General features: G+C 72.6%; 21 protein-coding genes. 11 read left to right on the top strand and 10 right to left on the bottom strand.

From position 1 onward, the window contains the following. Positions 1 to 103: 103 nt before the first annotated feature. Together KO717_RS27200 and KO717_RS27195 are read right to left on the bottom strand one after the other, a co-directional pair. Positions 104 to 892, bottom strand: coding sequence for a hypothetical protein (locus tag KO717_RS27200; RefSeq protein ID WP_301374786.1), 789 nt, complete (start codon positions 890 to 892; stop codon positions 104 to 106). 5 nt (positions 893 to 897) lie between these two features. Then, on the bottom strand, positions 898 to 1,506 hold the full coding sequence (locus tag KO717_RS27195) for a papain-like cysteine protease family protein (protein WP_301371864.1): 609 nt from the start codon (positions 1,504 to 1,506) through the stop codon (positions 898 to 900). A gap of 228 nt (positions 1,507 to 1,734) precedes the next feature. On the opposite strand from KO717_RS27195, the gene KO717_RS27190 reads away from it, so the two are divergent. Beyond that, positions 1,735 to 2,667 (top strand): hypothetical protein, encoded by a 933-nt coding sequence (locus KO717_RS27190; RefSeq protein ID WP_301371862.1) that lies wholly within the window; start codon positions 1,735 to 1,737, stop codon positions 2,665 to 2,667. A 52-nt stretch (positions 2,668 to 2,719) separates the two neighbouring features. Here KO717_RS27190 and KO717_RS27185 read toward each other — a convergent pair whose 3' ends face one another. Continuing rightward, complete coding sequence (locus tag KO717_RS27185; RefSeq protein WP_301371861.1) at positions 2,720 to 3,151, bottom strand: Rieske (2Fe-2S) protein; 432 nt, start codon at positions 3,149 to 3,151, stop codon at positions 2,720 to 2,722. Positions 3,152 to 3,272: 121 nt separating this feature from the next. On the opposite strand from KO717_RS27185, the gene KO717_RS27180 reads away from it, so the two are divergent. After that, the gene (locus KO717_RS27180) at positions 3,273 to 4,154 is read left to right on the top strand and encodes a carbohydrate kinase family protein (protein ID WP_301371859.1); all 882 of its coding nucleotides are present in this window, start codon (positions 3,273 to 3,275) and stop codon (positions 4,152 to 4,154) included. Here KO717_RS27180 and KO717_RS27175 read toward each other — a convergent pair. Continuing rightward, positions 4,144 to 4,749 (bottom strand): TetR/AcrR family transcriptional regulator, encoded by a 606-nt coding sequence (locus KO717_RS27175; RefSeq protein WP_301371858.1) that lies wholly within the window; start codon positions 4,747 to 4,749, stop codon positions 4,144 to 4,146. The two genes, KO717_RS27180 and KO717_RS27175, sit on opposite strands and share 11 nt — an antisense overlap. Before the next feature lie 66 nt (positions 4,750 to 4,815). Between KO717_RS27175 and KO717_RS27170 the strand changes: the two genes are divergently transcribed. Beyond that, the gene (locus KO717_RS27170) at positions 4,816 to 5,466 is read left to right on the top strand and encodes an NAD(P)-dependent oxidoreductase (RefSeq protein ID WP_301371856.1); all 651 of its coding nucleotides are present in this window, start codon (positions 4,816 to 4,818) and stop codon (positions 5,464 to 5,466) included. A gap of 93 nt (positions 5,467 to 5,559) precedes the next feature. Here the strand turns inward: KO717_RS27170 and uvrA are convergent, their stop codons facing one another. Continuing rightward, a complete protein-coding gene (uvrA, locus tag KO717_RS27165) occupies positions 5,560 to 8,541 on the bottom strand; it encodes an excinuclease ABC subunit UvrA (RefSeq protein WP_301371854.1) in 2,982 nt (993 codons plus the stop codon). Positions 8,542 to 8,728: 187 nt separating this feature from the next. On the opposite strand from uvrA, the gene KO717_RS27160 reads away from it, so the two are divergent. The 3 genes from KO717_RS27160 (at position 8,729) to KO717_RS27150 (ending at position 11,668) form a co-directional block, all read left to right on the top strand. After that, positions 8,729 to 9,418, top strand: coding sequence for a maleylpyruvate isomerase family mycothiol-dependent enzyme (locus KO717_RS27160; protein ID WP_301371852.1), 690 nt, complete (start codon positions 8,729 to 8,731; stop codon positions 9,416 to 9,418). Positions 9,419 to 9,427: 9 nt separating this feature from the next. Further along, positions 9,428 to 10,084 carry an MBL fold metallo-hydrolase gene (locus tag KO717_RS27155; RefSeq protein WP_301371849.1) on the top strand — a complete coding sequence of 219 codons (657 nt, stop codon included), beginning with the start codon at positions 9,428 to 9,430 and terminating at the stop codon, positions 10,082 to 10,084. A gap of 267 nt (positions 10,085 to 10,351) precedes the next feature. Continuing rightward, positions 10,352 to 11,668 carry an MFS transporter gene (locus KO717_RS27150; protein ID WP_301374784.1) on the top strand — a complete coding sequence of 439 codons (1,317 nt, stop codon included), beginning with the start codon at positions 10,352 to 10,354 and terminating at the stop codon, positions 11,666 to 11,668. A 28-nt stretch (positions 11,669 to 11,696) separates the two neighbouring features. Here the strand turns inward: KO717_RS27150 and KO717_RS27145 are convergent, their stop codons facing one another. The 4 genes from KO717_RS27145 to uvrB all read right to left on the bottom strand — a co-directional run bounded on the left by KO717_RS27145 (position 11,697) and on the right by uvrB (position 17,756). Continuing rightward, positions 11,697 to 12,689, bottom strand: a complete 993-nt coding sequence (locus KO717_RS27145) for a TerC family protein (protein WP_301371848.1) — start codon at positions 12,687 to 12,689, stop codon at positions 11,697 to 11,699. Positions 12,690 to 12,928: 239 nt separating this feature from the next. Beyond that, positions 12,929 to 14,890, bottom strand: coding sequence for a TerD family protein (locus tag KO717_RS27140; RefSeq protein WP_301371847.1), 1,962 nt, complete (start codon positions 14,888 to 14,890; stop codon positions 12,929 to 12,931). Between the two features lie 43 nt (positions 14,891 to 14,933). After that, positions 14,934 to 15,512: a TerD family protein gene (locus tag KO717_RS27135; protein WP_030010820.1), complete on the bottom strand. Its 579-nt coding sequence runs from the start codon at positions 15,510 to 15,512 to the stop codon at positions 14,934 to 14,936. Positions 15,513 to 15,599: 87 nt separating this feature from the next. Beyond that, on the bottom strand, positions 15,600 to 17,756 hold the full coding sequence (gene uvrB / locus KO717_RS27130; RefSeq protein ID WP_301371844.1) for an excinuclease ABC subunit UvrB: 2,157 nt from the start codon (positions 17,754 to 17,756) through the stop codon (positions 15,600 to 15,602). Between the two features lie 234 nt (positions 17,757 to 17,990). Here uvrB and KO717_RS27125 point away from each other — a divergent pair, with 234 nt between their 5' ends. The 3 genes from KO717_RS27125 (at position 17,991) to KO717_RS27115 (ending at position 21,164) form a co-directional block, all read left to right on the top strand. Then, complete coding sequence (locus tag KO717_RS27125) at positions 17,991 to 18,911, top strand: glycerophosphodiester phosphodiesterase (RefSeq protein WP_301371843.1); 921 nt, start codon at positions 17,991 to 17,993, stop codon at positions 18,909 to 18,911. A 119-nt stretch (positions 18,912 to 19,030) separates the two neighbouring features. Beyond that, entirely contained in the window at positions 19,031 to 19,603 is a 573-nt protein-coding gene (locus tag KO717_RS27120) for a methylated-DNA--[protein]-cysteine S-methyltransferase (protein WP_301371842.1), read from the top strand. A gap of 313 nt (positions 19,604 to 19,916) precedes the next feature. Beyond that, on the top strand, positions 19,917 to 21,164 hold the full coding sequence (locus tag KO717_RS27115; RefSeq protein ID WP_437184657.1) for an MFS transporter: 1,248 nt from the start codon (positions 19,917 to 19,919) through the stop codon (positions 21,162 to 21,164). Here the strand turns inward: KO717_RS27115 and KO717_RS27110 are convergent. Continuing rightward, positions 21,154 to 21,522 carry a cupin domain-containing protein gene (locus KO717_RS27110; RefSeq protein ID WP_189735968.1) on the bottom strand — a complete coding sequence of 123 codons (369 nt, stop codon included), beginning with the start codon at positions 21,520 to 21,522 and terminating at the stop codon, positions 21,154 to 21,156. The two genes, KO717_RS27115 and KO717_RS27110, sit on opposite strands and share 11 nt — an antisense overlap. Before the next feature lie 691 nt (positions 21,523 to 22,213). On the opposite strand from KO717_RS27110, the gene KO717_RS27105 reads away from it, so the two are divergent. Both KO717_RS27105 and KO717_RS27100 read left to right on the top strand, forming a co-directional pair. Continuing rightward, positions 22,214 to 23,146 carry a pseudouridine-5'-phosphate glycosidase gene (locus KO717_RS27105; protein ID WP_301371836.1) on the top strand — a complete coding sequence of 311 codons (933 nt, stop codon included), beginning with the start codon at positions 22,214 to 22,216 and terminating at the stop codon, positions 23,144 to 23,146. Then, positions 23,143 to 24,042, top strand: a complete 900-nt coding sequence (locus tag KO717_RS27100) for a carbohydrate kinase family protein (RefSeq protein ID WP_301371833.1) — start codon at positions 23,143 to 23,145, stop codon at positions 24,040 to 24,042. Before KO717_RS27105 ends, KO717_RS27100 begins: the two co-directional genes overlap by 4 nt. The last annotated feature ends 16 nt before the right edge of the window (positions 24,043 to 24,058 follow it).

Genomic DNA, 24,058 nt, shown 5'->3' with positions numbered 1-24,058 from the left:
TCCGCCCGGACCCGGTCCTCAAACGCCGGACGGGCCGAAAATCCAGCCCCGCCGGCGTTTGAGGCGCGGGGGTCCGGGGCGGAGCCCCTGCGGGTGAAGGCGGCTACGCCACGACGGCCCGGCGGCGCCGGAGCAGCAGCAGCCCGCCCCCGCCCAGCGCGAGCGCCCCGGCCCCGCCGGTCACGGCCGCGACCGGAGTCACACCCTCGGCCGAGGCTTCGGCGTATCCGCCGGCCGCGCCCCGCTCCGCGTACGGGGAGCCCGGGAGCTTGTCCCCGTACGCCTTGACGACCCGCGCCCGGTAGGCGGCCAGGCTCGTCCCCCCGGCGCCCACGGCCCGCACCGCGTCCTCGTCCAGCGGCAGCACCCTGCTGCCACCGGCCACGTACCAGGCGTCGGTCTGCGGCTCCCGGAACACCGTCCCACCGGGCAGCTTCTGCGCACCCAGCCGGGCGTAGCGGAACTCGTCGTCGCCGGTGGCGATGTTCACGACCTCCCAGCCGGCCTCCGTCCGCACGGTCCACAGCGCGGCCTGCTGCCCGTCGGCGGAGACGGCCTTGCTGGCCAGGAATTCCAGGCGGGCGACGGGTGCGCCCGCTCTGCCCGCGACGAACTCCGGGGAGAGGTGGTTGACCGGTATCGTCTCGCCCTCGATCCGGGGCTGCGCGGCCGTGAGGGAGACCTTGCCCTCCCGGGCGAAGAAGCGGGAGAGGGTGGCCAGTGTGGCGGGGGCGGTGGCCGCCTGCGCGGCGGCGGCCTTGTTCTCGGCGGTGGCGGCCTGGGGCTGCGGCACCGGTCCCCCGGGAGCCGCGGCGGCCTGCGGGGCGAGGCCGAGGAGGGCGGTGGCGGCGAGGACCGCGGCTGCGGCGGTGGTGGCGGCGCGCAGGGTCATGGCGGTCACGCCCCGATCCGGTAGAGGGAGTGGGTCCAGGAGAAGGTGCTGTTGTTCACGTACCAGGAGTGCGAGGCCCAGTTGTAGCGGTCGCTGGAGGGCCAGGGGTCGCCCCAGTAGACCCAGTTGTTCGCGGTGTCGTAGCCGTAGACGACGTGCATGTGGCCGCCGCCGTTCGACCACTGGATGCGGGTCTCGACGGGCCGGTCGGCGTTGATCTCGGTCTGGACCGTGGAGTACTGCAGCCAGCCGCTGACGTACGAGCCGGGGTTGATGCCGGCCCAGCGCAGGCCGGTCTGGACGTTGCCCAGGGTGGCCTGGTTGTTGGGGCATTCGCTGCCCTGCTGGCGGTTGAAGGCGGCGTTGCAGAACTGGTTCTGGCTGTAGTTCCTGCCGAACCAGGTGGCGATGGTGTTGCCGCCGGCGGACCAGCACCAGTTGGTCTTCGTCTGGGCCTGCATGGTGATGTTCAGGCGCTTGGTGGCGAGGGCGGAGTCGGTGCCGGTCTCGGCAGCGGCGGCGGTGCCGGCGCCGAGGGGCAGGGTGAACAGCAGAGCGGTGAGCACGGCGGTGAGACAGGCGGCTGGGGAGTGCCGCCGGTTTCGGTTGCGCATCGCGTTCCTCCCGATGTGGGGTGTGGGGGTGGAGGAGCGCGTCCGGACGCTGTTCAGGAGCATCAGGGAGTTGTCGCGATCAGGTCAACACGCTTCAATACGCGGTGACATTGCTGTGTGAACGGTGGGGCTGCGGTGTGAACGGTTGCTGCCGTGTCACCTGGTCCCCCGGAGCCGCCGCCGCGATCCCCCGCGCCGGCCCGTGTGAACGTTCACGAAGGAGTCGCCGTGCGACCGACCGAGGACACGGCGGAACTCGGCCAGTTGCTGCGCGGCGGCCCCTTCCACCTCGCCCTGCGTGCCGCCCTCGCCGCGCGTGGACTGCCCCTGCACCGGGTGCAGCACCGGCTCGCGGCACAGGGCATCAAGCTGGGCGTCACCAGCCTCAGTTACTGGCAGCAGGGCGCCCGGCGGCCGCGTCACCCGGAGTCGCTGCGGGCGGTCGGCGCCCTGGAGCGGATCCTGGAACTGCCCGACGGCGCCCTCCTGCGCCTGCTGGCCGCCGAGGATCCCGGCCCCGGGACCGCGCGCCCGCCCACCCGCTCGTACCGCGCCCTGTTCAGCCTGGGCGGGACGGTGGAGCGGCTGCTGGACGGGATGGACCTCCCGCCGGACGGCGGGCTGCATTCGGTCGGCCACCACGAGCGGGTCCGCATCGGAGCGGCGGGCGAGCTGCGGGTCCGCGAGTCGCAGCAGATCGTCCGGGCGCACCGCGACGGCGTCGACCGCTACCTGGCCGTCCACCACGGCGACCCCGGCTGCGACGTGTCCCGGATGCGCGTGACGGCGTACGAGAACTGCCGCACGGGCCGGGTGCGGTGCCACCCGGAGTCCGGGGTGGTGGTCGCCGAGCTGCTCTTCGACGCGCGGCTGCGGCGCGGGGACACCCACGTCTTCGGCTACGGGATCGAGGACGGCACCGGAGCCCGCAGCGGCGAGTACGTACGCGGTTTCAGCTACGCCGGCGGCCAGTACATGCTCCAGGTCAGCTTCGACGAGGCGGCCCTGCCGGTGCGCTGCCGGCGCTTCGCCCGGGGCGGGCCCGAGGCCCCGCGCACCGGCCTCGTGGACCTGACGCCCAGCGGCCGGCACCGGGCGGTCCACCTGGTGGAGCAGTCGGTGCGGCGCGGGATCCTCGGGATCGCGTGGGACTGGGACTGAGGTCCGGGGTGCGGTCCCGGGCGGGGGCGGGGGCCGGGGTGCGGGGTGCGGGTCAGCCCGCGACGAGCTTGCCGTTCTCGGCCCGGACCGGGACGGCGGGCAGCGGGGCGGAGGCCGGACCGCGCAGGACCTTGCCGGTCTTCACGTCGAAGCGGCTGCCGTGGCAGGGGCAGTTCCCCTCACCCTCGACGATCTTGTCCAGGACGCAGCCGGCGTGCGTGCACTGCGCGCTGAACGCCTTGTACTGGCCCTCCGCCGGGGAGCTGACGATCAGCTTGTTCTCCCGGTACAGCTTGGCCCCGCCCACCGGGACATCGGCCGCCGCGCCCAGGTCCACCGGCGCGGTGGGGGTGGCGGGGGTGTGGCCTCCGCTGTCGGTCTCGGTGGAGCAGGCCGCGAGGGTCGCTCCGGCGCCCGCGGCCCCGGCGAGCGCGGCGGCGCCCTTGAGGACGGTACGGCGGGCGGGCGACTGCGGCGCGGGCATGCGGTTCTCCTGGGGTACGGGCACGTGGGGAAGGGGTGCGGGGGCGGGGCACGGGCCGGAACCCGGCCGGGGCACCGGCCCACCCGACGATACCTCCGTCCCATGAGGTAGCTTCCCCCGCGTGATCGTCGTCGGCGGAGAAGCCCTCATCGACCTGGTGCCCGTGGCGCGGCCGCCCGGGGCGCTGCTGCCCCGGCCGGGCGGCGGGCCGTACAACACCGCGCTGGCGCTCGGCCGGCTCGGCGCCGAGGTGGCCTTCTGTTCCCGCGTCTCCACGGACGGCTTCGGTGAGAGCCTGCTGGCCGGGCTGCGGGCCGCCGGGGTGGACCTGTCGCTGGTCCAGCGCGGACCGGAGCCGACCACGCTCGCCGTGCCCTCGCTGGCCCCGGACGGCTCGGCCTCGTACGGCTTCTACGTCGAGGGCACGGCGGACCGGCTGTTCACGCTGCCGCCCGCCCTCCCGGACGGGGTACGGGCCCTCGCGCTCGGCACCTGCTCGCTGGTCCTGGAACCGGGCGCGAGCGCGTACGAGGCCCTGCTGCGCCGGGAGTCCCGGCGCGGGGTGCTGACCCTGCTGGACCCCAACATCCGGCCGGCGCTGATCGCGGACCCGGCGGCGTACCGCGCACGCTTCCTGGAACGGCTGCTGCCGCACACGAGCGTCCTCAAGCTGTCGGAGGAGGACGCGGCCTGGCTGGGCGGCCGGGTCGGGGACTGGCTGGCGGCCGGACCGTCGGCGGTGGTGCTGACCCGGGGCGCCGCGGGCCTGACGGCCTGGACCCGGGAGGGCGGGGAGTACGCGGCGGCGGCCCGTCCGGTGGCGGTGGTGGACACCATCGGCGCGGGCGACACCGTCAACGCCGCCCTGCTGCACCGGCTCACCCTCGCACCGGGCGGCCCGGTGGACTGGCCGCAGGTCCTGGCCCACGCCGCTCACGCGGCGGCCCTGACCTGCACGCGGGCGGGCGCGGAGCCGCCGTACGCGGCGGAGCTCAGCGAATAGCGGCCCAGACGGTGCGGGCCACGGCCGGGGCGAACTCCTCGACGGGCTGGACCACGTGGGCCCCCGAGAAGTGCAGGAAGAAGGCCCGCTGGAAGCAGGCACCGAGCAGCAGGGCCGCGGCGGCCCGCGGATCGGCGTCGGGCCGCAGCCGGCCGGCGTCGAGCTCGCGCCGCAGCCGGCCGGCCAGCGCGTCCAGCACCACGTGCGGTCCGGCCCCGATCTCCTGGACGCCCTCGCGGTGGCGGGTGAGCAGCGCGGGGTCGGCGAAGAGCGAGCCGGCCATCGGTATGGCGTCGGCGTAGAAGAGCGAGGCGTGCCGGGCGATCTCGCCGAGGGTCTCCTCGACCCCCCGCTCCCCCGGACCGGCCTGCAGGACAGCCATGAGCGGGCCGGCGTTGGGAGTGCGTTCCAGCAGCACGCGCACGAACAGCTCTTCCTTGTTCGCGAAGTACTTGTAGAGCGCGGCCTCCGAGCACCCGGCCTCCCTGGCGATGGCCTTCGTGGTGGCGCTCGCCAGCCCGACGGTGCGCATCAGCTTCTCGGCGGCGTCCAGCAGCCGCTCGGGGGTGGGGCGGCTTGACTTCGAGGTGAGCATTCACTCACCCTAGCGGAACCAGGGGTGAGTAAATACTCACCCACCTCTCGTCGCGGGGGTATGACGATGAAGATCACGGTGTTCGGAGCCACGGGCGGCGTCGGCCGCGAGGTCGTCCGGCAGGCACTCGACGCGGGACACGAGGTGACCGCGGTCGTGCGGGACCCGTCGCGGCTCCCCCTTCCCGCCCATGAGCGGCTCCACGTGGCCACGGTGACCGATGTGACCGATGTCGAGGCGGTGCTGCCCGTGGTGAGCGGGCGGGACGCGGTGGTCTCGGCGCTGGGCCCGGCGAACAACAAGCAGGCGAGGACGAAGCCCGTCGCGGGCCCGGCTCTGAGCGCGATCACCTCAGCCATGGACCGGGCGGGGGTGCGGCCGCTGTCGGCCGTGAGCGCCGCACCCGTCGGCCCGCTGCCGGAGAGCGCGGGGATCTTCACCCGCGCCGTGGTCTTCCCGTTGCTGCGCCGACTGCTGCGGGACGTCTACGCGGACCTCGCGGACATGGAGGCGGCGATGGCCGCGAGCGGGACGCGGTGGACGGTCGTCAGGCCGCCGATGCTGCAGAACAAGCCCCGCACCGGCACCTACCGGCGCGCGATCGACGCCAACGTGCCGGGCGGCCGGGTCATCCCGCGCGCGGACGTCGCGGACGCCCTCCTGGCCGCCCTGACGGACCCGGACTGCGCGGGCCACGCGGTGGGCGTCGCCTCCTGAGCGGAGCGGACGCGAAAGGGCCCGGCCATGGGCCGGACCCTCCCGTCGTACGCGAAGCCGCACCCGCACGCGGACCCGTATGCGGCTCGGCGACTACGCCTTGCGCGCCCTGGCCGTCGTCTTCTTGGCCGGAGCCGCCTTCTTCGCGGCGACGGCCTTGGTGGCCGCCGTCTTCCTGGCCGGGGCCTTCTTCGCCGTGGCCCGTACCGGAGACGCCGCCGCGTCCGACACCCGGTCGGCGCCCAGGATGTCCCGCAGGAACTTGCCCGTGTGGCTCGCGCCCACCGAGGCCACCGCCTCCGGCGTGCCCTCGGCCACCACCAGACCGCCGCCGTAGCCGCCCTCCGGGCCCATGTCGATGACCCAGTCCGCGGTCTTGATGACGTCCAGGTTGTGCTCGATGACGATCACCGAGTTGCCCTTGTCCACCAGCCCCGACAGCACCTTGATCAGCTTCGAGATGTCCTCGAAGTGCAGACCCGTGGTCGGCTCGTCCAGCACGTAGACCGTCCGGCCCGTCGACCGCTTCTGGAGCTCGGAGGCCAGCTTCACGCGCTGCGCCTCGCCACCCGAGAGGGTCGGCGCGGACTGGCCGAGGCGGACGTAGCCCAGCCCGACCTCGTTGAGCGTCTTGAGGTGACGCGCGATCGTCGGCACCGCCTCGAAGAAGCCCAGCGCCTCCTCGATCGGCATGTTCAGGACTTCCGCGATGGACTTGCCCTTGTAGTGGACCTCCAGCGTCTCCCGGTTGTACCGGTCGCCGTGGCAGACCTCGCACGGGACGTAGACGTCCGGCAGGAAGTTCATCTCGATCTTGATCGTGCCGTCGCCGGCGCAGTTCTCGCACCGGCCGCCCTTCACGTTGAAGGAGAAGCGGCCCGGCAGATAGCCGCGCACCTTCGCCTCCATCGTCTCCGCGAACAGTTTGCGGACGTGGTCGAAGACACCGGTGTACGTGGCCGGGTTGGACCGCGGGGTGCGGCCGATCGGCGACTGGTCGACGTGCACGACCTTGTCGACGAGGTCGTCGCCGTCGACCCGCGTGTGCCGGCCCGGCACCGAGCGGGCGCCGTTCAGCTCACGCGCCAGGTGCGTGTAGAGGATGTCGTTGACCAGCGTGGACTTGCCCGAACCGGACACACCGGTCACGGCCGTCAGCACACCCAGCGGGAAGGACACGTCGATGTCCCGCAGGTTGTTCTCCTTGGCGCCGTGGACGGTCAGCTTGCGCTCCCCGTTCACGGGCCGGCGGATGTCCGGGATCTCGATGGACTTCTTGCCCGAGAGGTACTGCCCGGTCATCGACTCGGTGTTCTTCAGCAGGTCCTTCAGCGACCCGCTGTGCACCACCTTGCCGCCGTGCTCGCCCGCACCCGGACCGATGTCCACGACCCAGTCGGCCACCTTGATGGTGTCCTCGTCGTGCTCGACCACGATGAGCGTGTTGCCCATGTCCCGCAGCCGCACCAGGGTCTCGATCAGCCGGTGGTTGTCCCGCTGGTGCAGACCGATGGACGGCTCGTCCAGCACGTAGAGCACGCCGACCAGACCGGAGCCGATCTGCGTGGCGAGCCGGATGCGCTGGGCCTCGCCGCCCGACAGCGTGCCGGCGGCCCGGTTGAGCGAGAGGTAGTCGAGACCGACGTCCACGAGGAAGCGGAGCCGCTCATTCACCTCCTTGAGGACCCGCTCGGCGATCTTCTTGTCGCGGGCGTCGAGACGCATCCGCCCCAGGAAGTCCGCGCACTCGCTGATCGACATGGCGGCGACCTCGGCGATGGACTTCTCCATCACCGTCACGGCGAGCACGATCGGCTTGAGGCGGGTGCCCTCACAGGTCGGGCAGGGCACCTCGCGCATGTAGCCCTCGAAGCGCTCGCGGCTGGCGTCGCTCTCCGACTCCGCGTGCCGCCGCTTGACGAACGGCACGGCGCCCTCGAAGGCCGTCGTGTACGCCCGCTCCCGCCCGTACCGGTTGCGGTAGCGGACCTCGATCTGCGTCTTGTGCCCGTACAGCAGGGCCTTCTTCGCGCGGGCCGGCAGCCCGGCCCACGCGATGTCGGTCCGGAAGCCGAGCTCCTCGGCGAGCGCGCCGATCAGCCGCTGGAAGTAGTCCTTGGTGTGGCCGAGCGACCACGGCGAGACCGCGCCCTCGTCCAGGGACTTGTCCTCGTCCGGAATGATCAGCTCCGGGTCCACCTCCATGCGGGTACCGATACCCGTGCACTCGGGGCAGGCGCCGAAGGGCGAGTTGAAGGAGAAGGAGCGCGGCTCCAGCTCCTCGAAGGACAGGTCGTCGTAGGGGCAGTAGAGGTGCTCGGAGTACATCCGCTCACGCTCGGGGTCGTCCTCGGCGAGGTCGACGAAGTCCAGGATCACCATGCCGCCGGAGAGGCCGAGGGCGGTCTCCACGGAGTCGGTGAGCCGGCGCTTGGCGCTCTCCTTGACGGTGAGGCGGTCGATGACCACCTCGATGGTGTGCTTCTCCTGCTTCTTCAGCGTGGGCGGCTCGGAGAGCTGGATGGTCTCCCCGTCCACCCGCGCCCGGCTGTAGCCCTTGGTCTGGAGATCGGAGAAGAGGTCGACGAACTCGCCCTTGCGCTCGCGCACCAGCGGCGAGAGCACCTGGAAGCGGCTTCCCTCGGGGAGCGCGAGCACCTTGTCGACGATCGCCTGCGGCGACTGGCGCGAGATGGGACGGCGGCACTCGGGGCAGTGCGGCTTGCCGATGCGGGCGAAGAGGAGGCGGAGGTAGTCGTAGACCTCGGTGATGGTGCCCACGGTGGAGCGCGGGTTGCGCGAGGTCGACTTCTGGTCGATCGAGACGGCCGGGGAGAGACCCTCGATGAAGTCGACGTCGGGCTTGTCCATCTGCCCGAGGAACTGGCGGGCGTACGACGAGAGCGACTCGACGTAGCGGCGCTGGCCCTCGGCGAAGATCGTGTCGAAGGCCAGGGAGGACTTGCCCGACCCGGAGAGTCCGGTGAAGACGATGAGTGAGTCGCGGGGCAGGTCGAGCGAGACGTTCTTCAGGTTGTGCTCGCGAGCGCCACGAACGATGAGACGGTCGGTCACGCCGGTCCGCACCTTTCTTGAGAGAGCGGGGGCACGGGCCCCCGTCCCAGGGTATGGGGGGCGCCTCTGCGATGGACTGGGTCCTTGGACTTCCGAGCGTATAGCACGCACATTCGATTTACGGCACTCCGCAGACCGCTTCACCCAATCGTGTGGCCGTACCCGGTGAGCCACTAGGCTCGCCGTCATGACCGATCATGTGCACGACCTGCAATCTGTACGTGAAGCCACGGACCGGCTGCTGACCGCTGTCGCGAAGCTGGACAACGCGGCCCTCGCCGAGGAGTCACACCTCCCGGGCTGGACCCGCGGCCACATCCTGGCCCACCTCGCACGCAATGCGGACGCGCTCGTCAACGTCTTCGAGGGACGCCCGATGTACGAGAGCGCCGCCGCCCGCGACGCGGACATCGAGCGCGACGCCGGCCGGCCCCTGGAAGAACACCTGACGGACCTCCGTGATTCCGCGGCCCGCTTCATGGCCACCACCGAGCCCGACCAGGACTGGACGCGCACGGTCGAGCTGCGCAACGGCATCACGGACCTCGCGGCCAACGTGCCCTTCCGGCGCTGGGTCGAGGCCGATCTGCACCACGTCGACCTGAACATCGGCTACGAGCTCTCCGACCTCCCGGACGAGTTCACCGAGCGCGAGATCGTCTTCCTCGCCGACCGCTGGTCCGGGCGCCCCGAGGTCCCGCCGGTGGCCCTCGTCGCCACCGACGGCCGGAGCTGGCGCACCGGCTCCGCCGGGGATCCCGCCGTGACCGTGTCCGGCACCGCCGCGGGGCTGCTGGCCTGGCTGGCCGGCCGCGGCGACAAGGGCGCCTCCCTGACCACCTCGGGCGGCCCCCTCCCCGGGCTCCCGCCGCTCTAGGATCAAGGTATGACGTACACCGGAGAGGTCAAGGTCGGCGGTCCCGCCGACGTGCACGAACTTGCGGACCTGATGATTTCCAAGGTCGCGGTGGGCCCGATGAACAACAACGCCTACCTGCTGCGCTGCCGCGCCACCGACGAGCAGCTGCTCATCGACGCGGCCGCCGAGGCGGGCACCCTGCTCAGCCTGATCGGCGACGACGGCATCACGTCCGTGGTCACCACGCACCGGCACGGCGACCACTGGGGCGCGCTCGCCGAGGTCGTCGCGGCGACCGGTGCGCGCACCCTCGCGGGCGCCCTCGACGCCGAGGGCATCCCGGTGGCGACGGACGTGCCGGTCGCCGACGGGGACACGATCACGGTCGGACGGGTCACGCTGACCGCCCGCCACCTGGTCGGCCACACCCCCGGCTCGATCGCGCTGGTCTACGACGACCCGCACGGCCACCCGCACGTGTTCACCGGCGACTGCCTCTTCCCGGGCGGCGTCGGAAACACCCAGGGCGACCCGAAGGCCTTCGCCAGCCTGATCGACGACGTGCAGCACAAGATCTTCGAGCAGCTGCCGGACGAGACCTGGGTCTACCCGGGCCACGGCAACGACACCACCCTCGGCGCCGAGCGTCCGCACCTGGCCGAATGGCGCGAGCGCGGCTGGTAGGCACCGCAACGCGTCAACTTCCGGGCGTGACGCACTCCTTCCGGTCGCTTACGGCCGAACTCACGTCCTGAGGGGCGGGGAACGGGTATCTGGTGCGGCATGCCACACGACCCGTCCCCGCCCCTGGCCTCCTCCGCCCCCGAGGCCTCCTCCGGCGCTTCCCCCGCCCCGTCCGCCGCCCCGCCCGCCGCCCGTGTCCCCGCCGCTTCCTCCGCCACGGCGCCCGAGTCCCCGCCGGCCGAAGCCGACAGCTCCGCCGGGCCCGGAATGCTGCGGCTGGCCACGGCCTCGCTCGCCGGGACCGCGATCGAGTTCTACGACTTCTTCGTGTACGGGACGGCCGCCGCCCTCGTGCTCGGCCCGCTCTTCTTCCCCTCCTTCTCCCCGCTCGCCGGAACCCTCGCCGCCTTCGGCACCTTCGGCGTCGGCTTCCTGGCCCGCCCCCTCGGTTCGGCGGTCTTCGGCCACATCGGCGACCGCTACGGCAGGCGCCCGGTGCTGCTCGCCTCCCTGCTGCTCACGGGCCTCGCCACCGTGGCCGTCGGCTGCGTGCCCTCGTACGGCTCGATCGGCATGGCCGCCCCCGTACTCCTGCTCCTGCTGCGCTTCCTGCAGGGCCTCGGGCTGGGCGGGGAATGGGGCGGCGCCGTACTGCTGACCGCCGAGCACGCCCCCGAGCGGCGGCGCGGACTGTGGTCGAGCTTCCCGCAGATGGGCCCGGCGGTGGGCTTCCTGCTCGCCAACGGCCTGATGCTGGGGCTGTCCGCGTCGCTGAACGATGCCCAGTTCACCGCCTGGGGGTGGCGGGTGCCGTTCTGGGCGGCCGGGGTGCTGGCGCTCGCCGGTCTGTGGCTGCGCCGCTCGGTGGAGGAGACCCCGCAGTTCCGGGCGCTCGCCGCGACGGACCGGCGGGCCGAGGCCCCGCTGGCCGAGGTGTTCCGGAGCCACTGGCGGCTGCTCCTGCTGACCGGCGGGGCGCTCGCCGTCGGGTACGCCGTCTTCTACGCCGTCACCACCTGGTCCCTCGCCTACGCCACCGAGCACCTTTCGGTGAGCCGCACGGCGATGCTGGCCTGCATCATGATCTCGGTCGCGATCAAGGGAATGGTGACCCCGCTGATCGCGGTGCTCGGCGACCGCTACGGGCGGCGGCCGCTGTGCCTGATCGGGTGCGCGATCTGCGCGGTGTGGATGTTCCCGCTGGTGGCGCTGTTGCGGACGGCCGATCCGCTGCTGATGACGATCGGCTTCACCGGGGCGCTGCTGGGCATGGTGACGATGTTCTCGGTGGTGGCCGCGTACCTGCCCGAGCTGTACGCGCCGCGGATCCGCTGCACGGGCGCGGCCGTCGGCTACAACCTGGGCGGTGTGCTGGGCGGGGCGCTGACCCCGATCGTGGCGACGGCGCTGGCGGACGGTTCCGGTCCGCCGTGGGGTGTCGCGCTGTACCTGACCGGGATCGCCCTGGTCAGCCTGGTCTGCTTCGCGCTGCTGCCGGAGACCGTTCCGGCGGTCGTCGCTAAGCGGGCGGCCGCGGCCCGGGCGGCGGAAACGGGGGCGGCCGAAGCGGCCGCCCCCGTGTAGATCCTTCGATCCGGATCCTGCGATCCGGTTACGCGTCGACGTTCTCCGGGCGGGCGGCGGCCTCGGCCGCCGCCTGCTTCTTCGAGGCCATCAGGCTGGTGATCGTGGTGATGACCAGGACACCGCAGATGACGCCGAGGGAGACCGGGATCGAGATCACCGGGACGTGGACGCCGTTCTCGTGCAGGGCGTGGAGCACCAGCTTGACGCCGATGAAGCCCAGGATGATCGACAGGCCGTAGCTGAGGTGGACCAGCTTCTTCAGCAGACCGCCGATGAGGAAGTACAGCTGGCGCAGGCCCATCAGCGCGAAGGCGTTGGCCGTGAAGACGATGTACGGGTCCTGGGTGAGGCCGAAGATCGCGGGGATGGAGTCCAGGGCGAACAGCACGTCGGTGGTGCCGATGGCGAGCATGACGACCATCAGCGGGGTCAGCACGCGCTTGCCGTTGTCGACGATGAAGAGCTTGGTGCCGTGGTAGCGGTCGGCGACACCGAACTTCTTCTCGACGGACTTGAGGAGACGGTTCTCCTCGAACGATTCCTCTTCGGCGGAGCCCTCGTCCTTGCGGGCCTCCTGGATGAGCTTCCACGCGGTGTAGATCAGGAACGCGCCGAAGATGTAGAAGACCCAGGAGAAGCTGGCGATGATCGCGGCGCCGGCGGCGATGAAGACCGCGCGCAGGACCAGGGCGATCAGGACGCCGATGAGCAGCACGCGCTGCTGGAGGTGGGACGGCACCGCGAACTTCGCCATGATCAGGACGAAGACGAAGAGGTTGTCGACGCTCAGCGACTTCTCGGTGATGAAGCCCGCGAAGAACTCCTGGGACGCCTGCGGGTTGCCGAAGAACCACAGGCCGAGGCCGAAGAGTCCGGCCAGGACGATCCAGACGACCGTCCAGGTGCCGGCTTCCTTGATCGACACGTCGTGCGGTTTGCGGCCGATGAAGAAATCGGCACCGATGAGGAGGGACAGACCGAGAATGGTCGCAGCCCAAAGGGCCCAGGAAACTTCCATGGTGAACACGCCTCCGGCGGATGGCTCAGCACTTCGTCAGCGTCATCGCTGCCGGAGGTCTCTTCCACCCGGGCGGCCTGGAGGCCGTGGGCCGACGCCCCGGGACCGACTGCGTTCATCGAAACCGCAGTGGTCCGTATTGACGGGTACGCCGTAGCAGGAAAGCAGGAATACTCCCCTCCGCACGGACGAGCTTACCCGCCGAGGGCGGTAAAGGTAAAGGGAACACCAAAGAATGGTCACGGACGGGTAGTGCGCCGGGCCTCCGCCACCCGGTCCAGTGCCTGGTCGAGGACCCTGCTCCCCTGCGGGGGCAGGTCCGGTTCGAAGGTCCAGGCGTGATGGACCCAGGGGTCGGCAAGGTGGTTGTCGGGCACCGGCGAGAGCCGCATCAGGGAGCGCCACAGCGGGTCGAGCAGCGGCCCGTAGGCCGAGGCCTCGTCGCGGTCGGCGACCATCAGCAGGTGCACGCCGACCGCCGCGCCCTCGTCGGCGAGGTAGCGCAGCTGGGTGACGGCGCGGTCGTCGAAGCCGTGCGGGAAGTCGTGCACGATCAGCAGCTGGTCGGCCGTGTCCACGTCCGGCGGCAGGTCCTCGGGGGCGCCGGCCCGCAGCGCCATCTGTACGAGGTCCACGCGCCGGGTCAGCCGTGCCAGTGTCTGGGTGACCCCGGTGGCCCCGGCGGCGGGCGGGCCGGCCAGCACCCCGGCGCGTACGAGCGGCGCGAGGGAGGCGGCTCCGGCACCGGCCGCGTCGATGACGTGCACGGAGAACCGGTCGGCGGGGTGGACGGCGAGCAGCCGGACCGCCAGGGCGACGGCCATGTCCATGGCGACGCGGCGCAGCCGGTCGGTGTCCATGGTCATCGCGGCTTCGGAGCCGGTGCGGCCGTTGTCGATCCACAGTCCGCGTTCCAGCGGGACCCGGCTCAGCATGGGGATGCGCAGATCGGGCCGCTCGGGCAGGTGCAGGTCCCCCAGGCGCAGGGCCAGCGGGCTCTCCTCGGGCGTGCGGTGACCGTGCCAGACGGGGTTGTCCCAGCGGGCGTACGCGGCCGGCAGCGCGGGCTCGACCACTTCCGACTCGGCGATCAGCTGGGCCAGGTCCCGGTCGAGGACGGCCTGGGCCTGGGCGACGAGCTCCTCGCGGCGGGCTCGCGCGGTGTCACGGGCGGCGTTCCCGGAGCCGCCGAGGCGGTGCCGGGGGTCGGACAGGGCCTCGTCGAGCTCGCGGTCCATGCGGGAGTCGGCGAACTCGACGGCGCTGCGGTAGGCGGCGACCGTGCGGGCGAGGTCCTCGAACATCCCCCAGACCTGGTTGTAGAGCCGCTCCTCCATGGACCAGCCGCTGGCGTCCCCGGCGACGGGCCGCGGGTGCTGTCCGGGTTCCTGCGGGGCGGCGGCCCGCGGCGCGGGCTCGGGGGGTTCGGTGCTGGTGCGGCGGCGCCGCGGGTGGGCGTAGCTGATGGTGGGCGGGGAGCCCGCGCTGTCGCCACCGGGCGCGGGCCCGGGCGTACCGGCGTACGGGTGCCCGGAGACGGGGACCGGGTCCGGCGGTTCCGGGGCGGGCGCGGGGGCCTGCGCCGGGGTCTGCGGGGCGCGGAGGTCGCCGACGAGGGTCGGCATGGTCGCGAGGGTGGCGTCGGCCCCCGCGGTACGGGGGGCCGTGCCGAGTGCGGCGGCGGCCAGCCCCGCGGCGGCCGCCGCGGGCAGCCCGCCGTCGGCGAGCAGGGCGCCGAGGCCGTCGGCGTAGCCCTGGCCCACGGCGCGGACCTTCCAGGCCCCCTGGCGCCGGTACAGCTCCAGGGCGACGACGGCCGTCTCGGCGTCGAGTCCCGTCAGGGTGTATCCGGCGAGCTCGGCGCCTCCCGGGTCGGCCACGGCCACGTAGGAGGCCGGTACCGCGCCGAAGCGGACCGGGCCGCCGGGCGGGAGGACGAGCAGCACACCGAGCCGGTGGACGTCCGCCGCGACCTCGTCGAGGTCGACGGTGAAGGTGTGCCGCTCGGCGAGCTCACCCGGCGACTCGACGCCGGGGAGGGACCTGGCGCCCGGGTGGGCGAGGATCCCGTTGCCGGCGAACCGGCCCTGTTCGTCGGCGAGCGAGGCCAGGGTGAGCACGGGCGTGCCCGCCGAGACCCTGATCTCCACCCGGCTCTGGGACACGGGGTGGTTCTGCCCCCGGACCAGTTCGGCCGTCATCGTGCAGCCCCTCCCCCGTGCCTTCTTCTCTTGTCCGGTACTGCTACAGGTGCGGCAGGATCGCCGGCATGAGGTCCTGGAAGGTGCGGCCGTTGGCCGGGTTCCCGAGGGCCGTCATCTGCCAGCCGGCACCCGAGCGGGACACCTTGGCCATGATCTGCGCGGTGTACTGACCGCCGCCGTCGAGGGTGTAGCGGGCCAGCTCCTGGCCGTTGGTCTCGTCGACGATGCGGCAGAACGCGTTCTGCACTTCCTGGAACGTCTGGCCGGTGAAGGAGTTCACCGTGAAGACGATCTGGTCGATGTGCACCGGCACGCGCTGGAGGTCGACGAGGATCGCCTCGTCGTCCCCGCCCTGACCGACGCCGCCGACGAGGTTGTCACCGGTGTGGCGCACCGAGCCGTCGTCGCTCTGCAGGTGCCGGAAGAAGACCACGTCGACGGGCTGCTTGTCGGCGAAGAGCACCGCCGAGGCGTCGAGGTCGATCTCCCGGGTCCGCGAGCCGAACAGTCCGCGGCGCTTCGCCGCCTGCCAGCCGAGGCCCATACGGACCGCGGTCAGCGTGCCTCCGTCCGCCTTCTGCAGACTGATGGCCTGACCCTTGGTCATGTTGACCGTCACGTACTGTCCCCTCTCCCTGGCCCGCCCGATGACGGGCGTGCAGCATGTACCTGCGGCTGAGACCCAACCCTACTGACCGGCTCCCGGTCAGGCGAGGCCCGCTTCCTTCATCTGCCGCAACTCCTTCTTCAGCTCGCCCACCTCGTCCCGGATCCGGGCCGCGACCTCGAACTGGAGCTCGGCGGCCGCCCCGCGCATGCGCTCGGTCATCTGCTCGATGAGCGCGGCCAGTTCGGCTGCGGGCCGGTCGGTGAGCACCTCGGCACCCGCCGCCCCCTTCGCACCCTTCGCGCCCTTTCCACCGGTCTTGCCCGCGGCCGCCCGGCCGCCGAGCGCCGGGACCGGCGCCTTGGCGCCCTTGCCGTCCTTCGCCTGCCGGTATCCGGTGCCGAGGAGCTCCTCGGTGTCCAGTTCCTCGCGGGCGATGGTGGCGACGATGTCGTTGATCTTCTTGCGCAGCGGCTGCGGGTCGATCCCGTTCGCCGTGTTGTAGGCGATCTGCTTCTCGCGGCGCCGGTTGGTCTCGTCGATGGCCTTCTCCATCGCCGGGGTCATCTTGTCCGCGTACATGTGGACCTGGCCCGAGACGTTGCGCGCCGCGCGGCCGATGGTCTGGATCAGGGAGGTCCCGGAGCGCAGGAAGCCCTCCTTGTCGGCGTCGAGGATCGCCACCAGGGACACCTCGGGCAGGTCGAGGCCCTCGCGGAGCAGGTTGATGCCGACCAGGACGTCGTACTCGCCGGCCCGCAGCTCGCGCAGCAGCTCGATGCGGCGCAGGGTGTCCACGTCGCTGTGCAGGTAGCGGACCTGGATGCCGAGCTCCAGGAAGTAGTCCGTGAGGTCCTCGGCCATCTTCTTGGTGAGGGTGGTGACGAGGATCCGCTCGTCCTTCTCGACCCGCTGCCGGATCTCGTGGACCAGGTCGTCGATCTGCCCCTCGGTGGGCTTGACCACGACCTCGGGGTCGATGAGGCCGGTGGGGCGGATGATCTGTTCGACGAAGCCGTCGCCGCGCGAGAGCTCGTACTTTCCGGGGGTCGCCGACAGGTAGACGGTCTGGCCGATGCGCTCCTGGAACTCCTCCCACTTCAGCGGCCGGTTGTCCAGGGCGGACGGCAGCCGGAAGCCGTGGTCGACCAGGGTCCGCTTGCGGGAGGCGTCGCCCTCGTACATGGCGCCGATCTGCGGCACGGTGACGTGCGACTCGTCGATGACCAGGAGGAAGTCCTCCGGGAAGTAGTCGATGAGGGTGTTGGGCGCGGAGCCGCGCTCGCGGTCGTCCATGTGCAGCGAGTAGTTCTCGATGCCGGAGCAGGACCCGATCTGGCGCATCATCTCCAGGTCGTACGTGGTGCGCATGCGCAGCCGCTGCGCCTCCAGCATCTTGCCCTGCTTCTCCAGCTCGGCGAGGCGCTCGGCCAGCTCCGCCTCGATGCCGCGGACCGCCTTCTCCATGCGCTCGGGGCCGGCGACGTAGTGGCTGGCGGGGAAGACGTACAGCTCGCGGTCCTCGCTGATGACCTCGCCGGTCAGCGGGTGCAGGGTGGAGAGGGCCTCGATCTCGTCGCCGAACATTTCGATGCGGACGGCCAGTTCCTCGTAGACCGGGAAGATCTCGATCGTGTCCCCGCGCACCCGGAAGGTGCCGCGGGTGAAGGCGACGTCGTTGCGCGTGTACTGGATGTCCACGAAGCGGCGCAGCAGCTGGTCCCGGTCCGTCTCCTCGCCCACCTTCAGGGAGACCATCCGGTCGACGTACTCCTGCGGGGTACCGAGGCCGTAGATGCAGGACACGGAGGCGACGACGATCACGTCGCGCCGGGTCAGCAGCGAGTTGGTCGCGGAGTGGCGCAGCCGCTCCACCTCCTCGTTGATCGAGGAGTCCTTCTCGATGTACGTGTCCGACTGCGGTACGTAGGCCTCGGGCTGGTAGTAGTCGTAGTACGAGACGAAGTACTCGACGGCGTTGTTCGGCAGGAGCTCGCGGAACTCGTTCGCCAGCTGGGCGGCGAGCGTCTTGTTCGGCGCCATGACCAGGGTGGGGCGCTGGAGCTTCTCGATCATCCAGGCGGTCGTCGCCGACTTGCCGGTGCCGGTCGCACCCAGCAGGACGACGTCCTTCTCACCTGCACGGATGCGCTTTTCCAGCTCGGCGATGGCCGCCGGCTGGTCGCCGCTGGGCTGGTAGGGGCTGACGACCTCGAAAGGCGCCACCGTGCGTTCGATCTTCGATACGGGCCGCATGGGTCAACCGTACGACCCCCCACTGACACTCACGCGCCCCCACGGGCCGGCGGCGCGCTCCGGACGCTCCCGGCCGCCCGGACCGCTGTCATTCGTTCTGGTCCGTTTGTCGTAGTTCGGTGGCGGCTCAGTGATCTTCAACCCCATGATCGCGGTGAAGTGCATCGCCACAACGTCTGCCGCTCCGCACCCGTCTGACGCAGGAACAGGGCTCACGACCCGAGGAGAACGCACATGTACGTCCGACCCGCCGCCGCGGCCGCCGCCGCATTCCTGGGCTTCACTCTCACCCTGCTGGGCGGGACGGCCTCGTACGCCGCCACCGGTCCCGGATCCGCCACCGGCACGGGGACCGGCGCCGGCCGGGCCGCGCTGGGGGGCCCTGTCGTGTACGCCCACCGGGGGGCCTCCGCCTACGCCCCGGAGAACACCCTCGACGCGATCGACCTGGCGATGCAGATGGGCTTCGACTGGGTCGAGAACGACGTGCAGCGCACCAAGGACGGCGTGCTGGTGGTGATCCACGACGACACCCTGGCCCGGACCACCGACGTCGAGCAGCGGTTCCCGGACCGCGCGCCCTGGAAGGTCCAGGACTTCACGGCGGCCGAGATCGCACAGCTGGACGCCGGCAGCTGGTTCGGCGCCGAGTACGCGGGAGCGTCCGTGCCGACCCTGCGGCAGTACCTCGACCGGGTACAGCGCAACCGGCAGCGCCTGCTGCTGGAGATCAAGAAGCCGGAGCTCTACCCCGGGATCGAGGAGCAGACCCTGAAGGTGCTGGACGAGGCCGGCTGGCTCGACGCGCGCCACGTCGCGCAGCGCCTGGTGGTGCAGAGCTTCAGCGCCGACTCCGTGCGCATCGTGCACGGGCTGCGCCCGGACCTGGTGACGGCCTTCCTGGGCACCCCCACCGTGGCGGACCTGCCGCGCTACGCGGAGTTCACCGACCGCATCAACCCGTGGCACACGACGATCTCGGCCGACTGGGTCTCGGCCGTGCACGGCCTGCTCGGCGCCCACGGCAAGGCGATGGAGGTGGACACCTGGATCGTGGACGACGCGGCCACCGCCCGGAAGGTGCAGGCCATGGGAGTGGACGGGATCATCACCAACGCCCCGGACGTGGTCCAGGACGCGGTCGGCGGGTTCTGATCCCCGGCCCCGTCAAGGCGGGCGGGCCGGCAGGCAGGCGGGCGGGCCGGCGGGCGGGCGATGTGGCCGAGATCCACAACCGTGACCGCCGTGTCGGTGGATGGTCGTACCGTGGACGCGTGGACAGCACCGAGCGGCCCCGCGGGCCGCACCTCGAATGGACCGTCGTGGCCGGCGACGGCGTCCTCGGCGGGCCCCTGCTCCTGGCCGCGACCCCGGAAGGTCTGGTCCGGGTCGAGTTCCATGCCGAGCCGGACCGGGTCGACAGGATGATCGGCCCGCTCGTCTCCCGGCTCGGCGCCGACGCCCGGCGCCCCGCGCCGGGCGAGGAAACGCTGCTGGCCGAGCCGATACGCCAGCTCACCGCGTATTTCGGGGGGTCGCTGCGCCGCTTCGAGCTGCCGCTGGACTGGCGCCTGAGCTCCGGCTTCAACCGGCAGGTGCTCCAGGAGCTGGACCGCTCCGTGCCCTACGGATCGGTCGTCGGCTACGGGGAGCTGGCCGCCCGCGTCGGACAGCCCGGCGCCGCCCAGGCCGTGGGCAACGCCATGGGCTCGAACCCGCTGCCACTGGTGGTGGCCTGCCACCGGGTCGTGGAGAACGACGGGGGCATCGGCGGATTCGGCGGCGGGGTGGAGACCAAGCGGCAACTGCTCGCGCTGGAGGGCGTGCTTCCGCAGCCGCTGTTCTGAACGGGGCCTGACCTGCGGACCCGACCCGCGGACCGGACGGTGGAGCGGCTGCTGACCGGCCGCGGACCGGCTCCGGACCGGCTGCGGACCGGCCGGGCTCCGGCACGGTTCCGCCGGGCGGTAAGGGCTGGCACACTGCGGCGGTGACTACTCCTGCCGCCGCACCCGGCCTCCCCGCGTCCCCCGCGCCCCGTGTCACGCACCCGCGAAGCCGGTGTACGCCGTGACCGCCTCGCCCGGTACCGACCGGCCCGTGCAGCCGCTGGGCCCGCCCGAGCTGGCCCGGCTGCAGCGCCGCACCTCCCGGGTCCTCATGGCCGGGCAGGTCCTCGGCGGCCTCGGCGTGCCGATCAGCATCGCCCTGGCCCCCGTACTCGCCACCGAGGTCAGCGGCACCGAGGCGCTGTCCGGCGTGGCCTCCACCGCCGCGGTGATCGGCACCGCCCTCGTCTCGCTGCCGCTCGCCGCGCTGATGAACGCCCGCGGCCGTCGCCCCGGGCTGGTCCTGGCCTACGCGATCGGCGCCGCCGGAGCGGGCCTGGTCGTCCTCGCCGCCACGATCAAGAGCTTCCCGCTGCTGCTGCTCGGCATGGCCGCCTTCGGTGCCGCCTCCTCCGCCAACCTGCAGGCCCGGTTCGCCGCCGCGGACCTCGCGGCCCCGGACCACCGTGCCCGGGCCATCTCGGTCGTGGTCTGGGCGTCGACCGTAGGCGCGGTGCTCGGGCCCAACCTGTCCGCACCGGCCAGCCGCAGCTTCGCCGGCACCGCGATACCCGAGACGGCCGGCCCGTTCGTATGGGCCGCGGCCGTCTTCCTGCTCACCGGCACGCTGATCGCCGTGTTCCTGCGCCCCGACCCGCTGCTGACGGCCCGGGCGCTCGCCGCCCCCGAGGAGCAGACCCGCGAAGGGCGCTCGCTGCGGGCCGGCTTCGCCGCCGTGAAGGCCTCGCCGCGGGCCCGGCTCGCCCTGCTCACCGTCGCCGTGTCGCACACCACCATGGTCTCGATCATGGTGATGACCCCGATGGACCTGGGTCACCACGGGGCCGGCCTGGAGCTCATCGGGCTGGTGATCAGCGGTCACATCGCGGGCATGTTCGCCTTCTCCCCCGTGATGGGCTGGCTCGCGGACCGGCTCGGCCGGCTCTCCGTGATCGGCCTGGCCGCCGGGCTCCTGTCCCTCGCCGCGCTGCTCGCCGGAACGGCCGGGCCCAGCCACGGCCGGAGCGCGCTCGGCCTCTTCCTGCTCGGACTCGGCTGGTCCGCCGGGATGGTGTCCGGCTCGGCCCTGCTGACGGACTCGGTGCCGCAGCCCGCGCGGGCCGCCGTACAGGGGCTGAGCGACCTCACGATGAACGCGGCCGCCGGCGTGGGCGGAGCGGCCGCCGGGCTGATCATGTCCGGGGCGGGTTACGGCTGGCTGAACGCCGTCGGCGCCGCGCTGCTGCTGCCGATGGCGGCGCTCGCGCTGTTCACGGCGCGCCGCCACCCCGTGCCCGTACCCACGGCCGCAGCCGCGTCCGCGCCTGCCTCCGCGCCCGCGAAGGGCGTCAGTAGCTGATGTGGTAGGCCTTGCGCAGCGTCTCGTGGACGGTCCAGGTGGTGCGGTCGCCCTCCCGGAGCACGCAGGCGGAGCCGGGGCCGACCTCCAGGGTCTCGCCGCCCTCGACCTCGACGGTGGCGCGGCCGCTGACCACCACGAAGAGCTCGTTCGCCTCGACGTCGGTGACCACACCGGGGGTGATCTGCCAGATCCCGCGGACCTGCTTGCCGTCCGCCGACTCCCACAGGACCTTGCCCGTCACGACGGGCTCGCCGGAGACGATCTGCCCGGGGTCGAGGTCGTCCGCCTCCAGTTCGACGTCCGCGACGGAGACGGAGAAGGAGGCGGGTGCGGCGGAGTGATCACTGGTGCTCATGGCGCGCCAGCCTAGTGCGGCCCGCCCCGCACCGCGGTGACCACAGCGTCCAGGAACGGCCCGGCCTACGAGTCATCCTGTCCAGTCGGAAGAGCTCCACGTCGTAGCGCTCGCCGCCGGCGTGCCGGTGCCACGGCTGGAAGGTGACGGTCCGCCCCTCGGGGCCGGTGCGGACGCGCGGGGCCTCGCTCTGCGGGCGGGTCCTGAGCAGTTCGCCGTACGGGCGGGTGGAGAGCAGCAGCAGTCCGCCGGGGCGCAGCACCCGCCGGGTTTCGGCCAGCACGGCGCAGACGTCCCCGGCGGTCAGCAGCGCATGCCGGCGACGGCGACGGGCAGGACGAGCGAGCGCTGTGCGGCCTCGCGGGCGGCGCGGGCCCCGGAGGCGGGGCTCAGGCCGGTCCGGTGACCCGGTGGCCCGGTGCCGCGAGGCCCGGCGCCTGGGTGCCGATGCCGCAGGCATCGTCGGGCACCGTGTGCGGCCCCGGGCCCGGCGCGGAGGTGAGCAGGGTGTCGAGGGACCGGCCCTGCCCGGGTCACGGAGGCGTCCCGGTCCGCGTGGACGAGGTCGTGGCGGTCGGCCGGCTCGTCGTGGAAGCCGAGCGTGTCCTTGGGGGAACGCTACTCGGACAGGTTGTGACGGGTGTGGCGGGTGGGTGTTTGGGGGCGTCAATCCCGTGCCATGGATGGGGACATGTCACAGCACAGAGCATCTGAGATCCCGGTCCTGTCGGCAGAGGTACGCGAGGCGCTCGCCCGGGGGAAGCCCGTGGTGGCCCTGGAGTCGACGATCATCGCGCACGGTCTGCCCCGCCCCCGCAATCTGGCGGTGGGCCTCGAACTGGAGGCCCTGGTCCGCGCGGAGGGCGCGGTTCCGGCGACGATCGCGGTCATGGACGGTGTGGCGTACGCGGGCCTGGACAAGGCTCAGCTGGAACGGATCGCGGGCGGCGAGGGCGTGCGCAAGCTCGGCCACCGGGATCTGGCGCCGGCGCTGGCGACGGGGGCGACCGGCGCGACGACGGTGTCCGCGACGGCCTTCCTCGCCGCGCGCGCGGGCCTGCGGGTCTTCGCCACGGGCGGGCTGGGCGGCGTGCACCGGGAGTGGGCACAGACGCAGGACGAGTCGGCGGACCTGTCGCTGCTGGCGCGGACGCGGATCACCGTGGTGTGCGCGGGGGTGAAGTCGATCCTGGACGTACCGGGCACGCTGCAGCGGCTGGAGACGCTGGGAGTGGGGGTGCTCGGCTACGGGACGGACCGCTTCCCCGGGTTCTATCTGGCCGACTCGGGCGAGCCGGTGGACTGGACCGTCCACGGGCCCGAGGAGGTCGCCGCGGTGATGGCGGCGCAGGACGCGCTGGGCGGTGCGGACTCGGCGCTGCTGGTGGCCAATCCGGTGGCGCGGGAGGAGCAGCTGGATCCCGAGCTGCACGACCGGGTACTGGCGCAGGCCCTCGCCGAGTGCCGCGAGCGCGGGATCACGGGGCAGGCGGTGACGCCGTTCCTGCTGGGGTTCCTGGCGCGGGCGACGGACGGGGCCTCGCTGGAGGCGAACCTGGCCGCGGTACGCGGGAACGTACGGCTCGGCGCCCGGATCGCGGGGGCCTGGGCGGCGCGGGCATGACCGGGCCGGGGGCGCTGCTCGTCGTCGGGGACGTGGTGACGGACGTGGTGGCCATACATCCGGAGCCGCTGGCTCCGGCCACCGACACGGCGGCCCGCATCCGGACCCTGCCGGGCGGGGCCGGGGCCAACGCGGCCTGCTGGGCGGCCCGTACGGGGACCGCGGAGGTACGGCTCCTGGCGCGGGTGGGCGCCGAGTCGGCGCGCTGGCACGAGCGGGCACTGGTGGACGCGGGGGTGCGGCCGCGGCTGGTGATCGACACGCAGGAGCCGACCGGGACGGTGGTCGCGCTGGTCGGCAAGGACGCGGAGCGGACGTTCCTGACCGACAGCGGGGCCTCGCTGCGGCTGTGCCCCGCCGACTGGACCCCCTCCTTGCTGGACGGGGCGGCCCATCTGCACCTGTCCGGATATCTGTTCTTCGCCGACAGCAGCCGCGAACTGGCGGTGGTCGCGCTGCGGGCGGCCCGGGCCCGGGGGGTGCAGGTGAGCGTGGACCCCGCGTCGGCGGGATTCCTGGCCGGCCTCGGGCCGCAGCGCTTCCTGGACGCCGTGGCGGGGGCGGACGTGCTGCTGCCGAACGAGGACGAGGCCCGGCTGCTGGCCGGGCTGCCGGAGCCGGCGGGGGTGGCCCGGGCGGCGGCGGAGCTCAGCCGGCGGGTGCCGCTGGTGGTGGTGACCCGCGGCGCAGCCGGGGCGCTGATCGCCGAACGCGGCCGGGTCACCGCCGAGGTCGAGGCGGAGCCGGTCGAGGCGGTGGACTCCACGGGCGCCGGGGACGCCTTCACGGGGGGCTTCCTCGCGGCCCGGCTGGAGGGTGCGGACCCGGCGGAGGCCGCCCGCGCCGGGTGCCGGGCCGCGGCCCTGGCGGTGACGCGGCCGGGCGGCCGGCCGTAGGCGGTGTCCGCGAAGT

The organism is Streptomyces xanthophaeus (genome assembly GCF_030440515.1).
Taxonomy (GTDB): domain Bacteria; phylum Actinomycetota; class Actinomycetes; order Streptomycetales; family Streptomycetaceae; genus Streptomyces; species Streptomyces kutzneri.
Note: the sequence above shows the minus strand (reverse complement) of the source record. Positions and strands in the feature narration are given on the sequence as shown.

Coding starts and splice junctions, on each gene's coding strand:
- KO717_RS27100 (WP_301371833.1), top strand. CDS start 23,143: ATGACCGGGCCGGGGGCGCTGCTCGTCGTCGGGGACGTGGTGACGGAC.
- KO717_RS27115 (WP_437184657.1), top strand. CDS start 19,917: ATGGCCGGGCAGGTCCTCGGCGGCCTCGGCGTGCCGATCAGCATCGCC.
- KO717_RS27175 (WP_301371858.1), bottom strand. CDS start 4,749: ATGCTCACCTCGAAGTCAAGCCGCCCCACCCCCGAGCGGCTGCTGGAC.
- KO717_RS27140 (WP_301371847.1), bottom strand. CDS start 14,890: ATGACGGCCGAACTGGTCCGGGGGCAGAACCACCCCGTGTCCCAGAGC.
- KO717_RS27145 (WP_301371848.1), bottom strand. CDS start 12,689: ATGGAAGTTTCCTGGGCCCTTTGGGCTGCGACCATTCTCGGTCTGTCC.
- KO717_RS27155 (WP_301371849.1), top strand. CDS start 9,428: ATGACGTACACCGGAGAGGTCAAGGTCGGCGGTCCCGCCGACGTGCAC.
- KO717_RS27200 (WP_301374786.1), bottom strand. CDS start 892: ATGACCCTGCGCGCCGCCACCACCGCCGCAGCCGCGGTCCTCGCCGCC.
- KO717_RS27105 (WP_301371836.1), top strand. CDS start 22,214: ATGTCACAGCACAGAGCATCTGAGATCCCGGTCCTGTCGGCAGAGGTA.
- KO717_RS27185 (WP_301371861.1), bottom strand. CDS start 3,151: ATGCCCGCGCCGCAGTCGCCCGCCCGCCGTACCGTCCTCAAGGGCGCC.
- uvrB (WP_301371844.1), bottom strand. CDS start 17,756: ATGCGGCCCGTATCGAAGATCGAACGCACGGTGGCGCCTTTCGAGGTC.
- KO717_RS27170 (WP_301371856.1), top strand. CDS start 4,816: ATGAAGATCACGGTGTTCGGAGCCACGGGCGGCGTCGGCCGCGAGGTC.
- KO717_RS27195 (WP_301371864.1), bottom strand. CDS start 1,506: ATGCGCAACCGAAACCGGCGGCACTCCCCAGCCGCCTGTCTCACCGCC.
- KO717_RS27110 (WP_189735968.1), bottom strand. CDS start 21,522: ATGAGCACCAGTGATCACTCCGCCGCACCCGCCTCCTTCTCCGTCTCC.
- KO717_RS27160 (WP_301371852.1), top strand. CDS start 8,729: ATGACCGATCATGTGCACGACCTGCAATCTGTACGTGAAGCCACGGAC.
- KO717_RS27125 (WP_301371843.1), top strand. CDS start 17,991: ATGTACGTCCGACCCGCCGCCGCGGCCGCCGCCGCATTCCTGGGCTTC.
- KO717_RS27150 (WP_301374784.1), top strand. CDS start 10,352: ATGCTGCGGCTGGCCACGGCCTCGCTCGCCGGGACCGCGATCGAGTTC.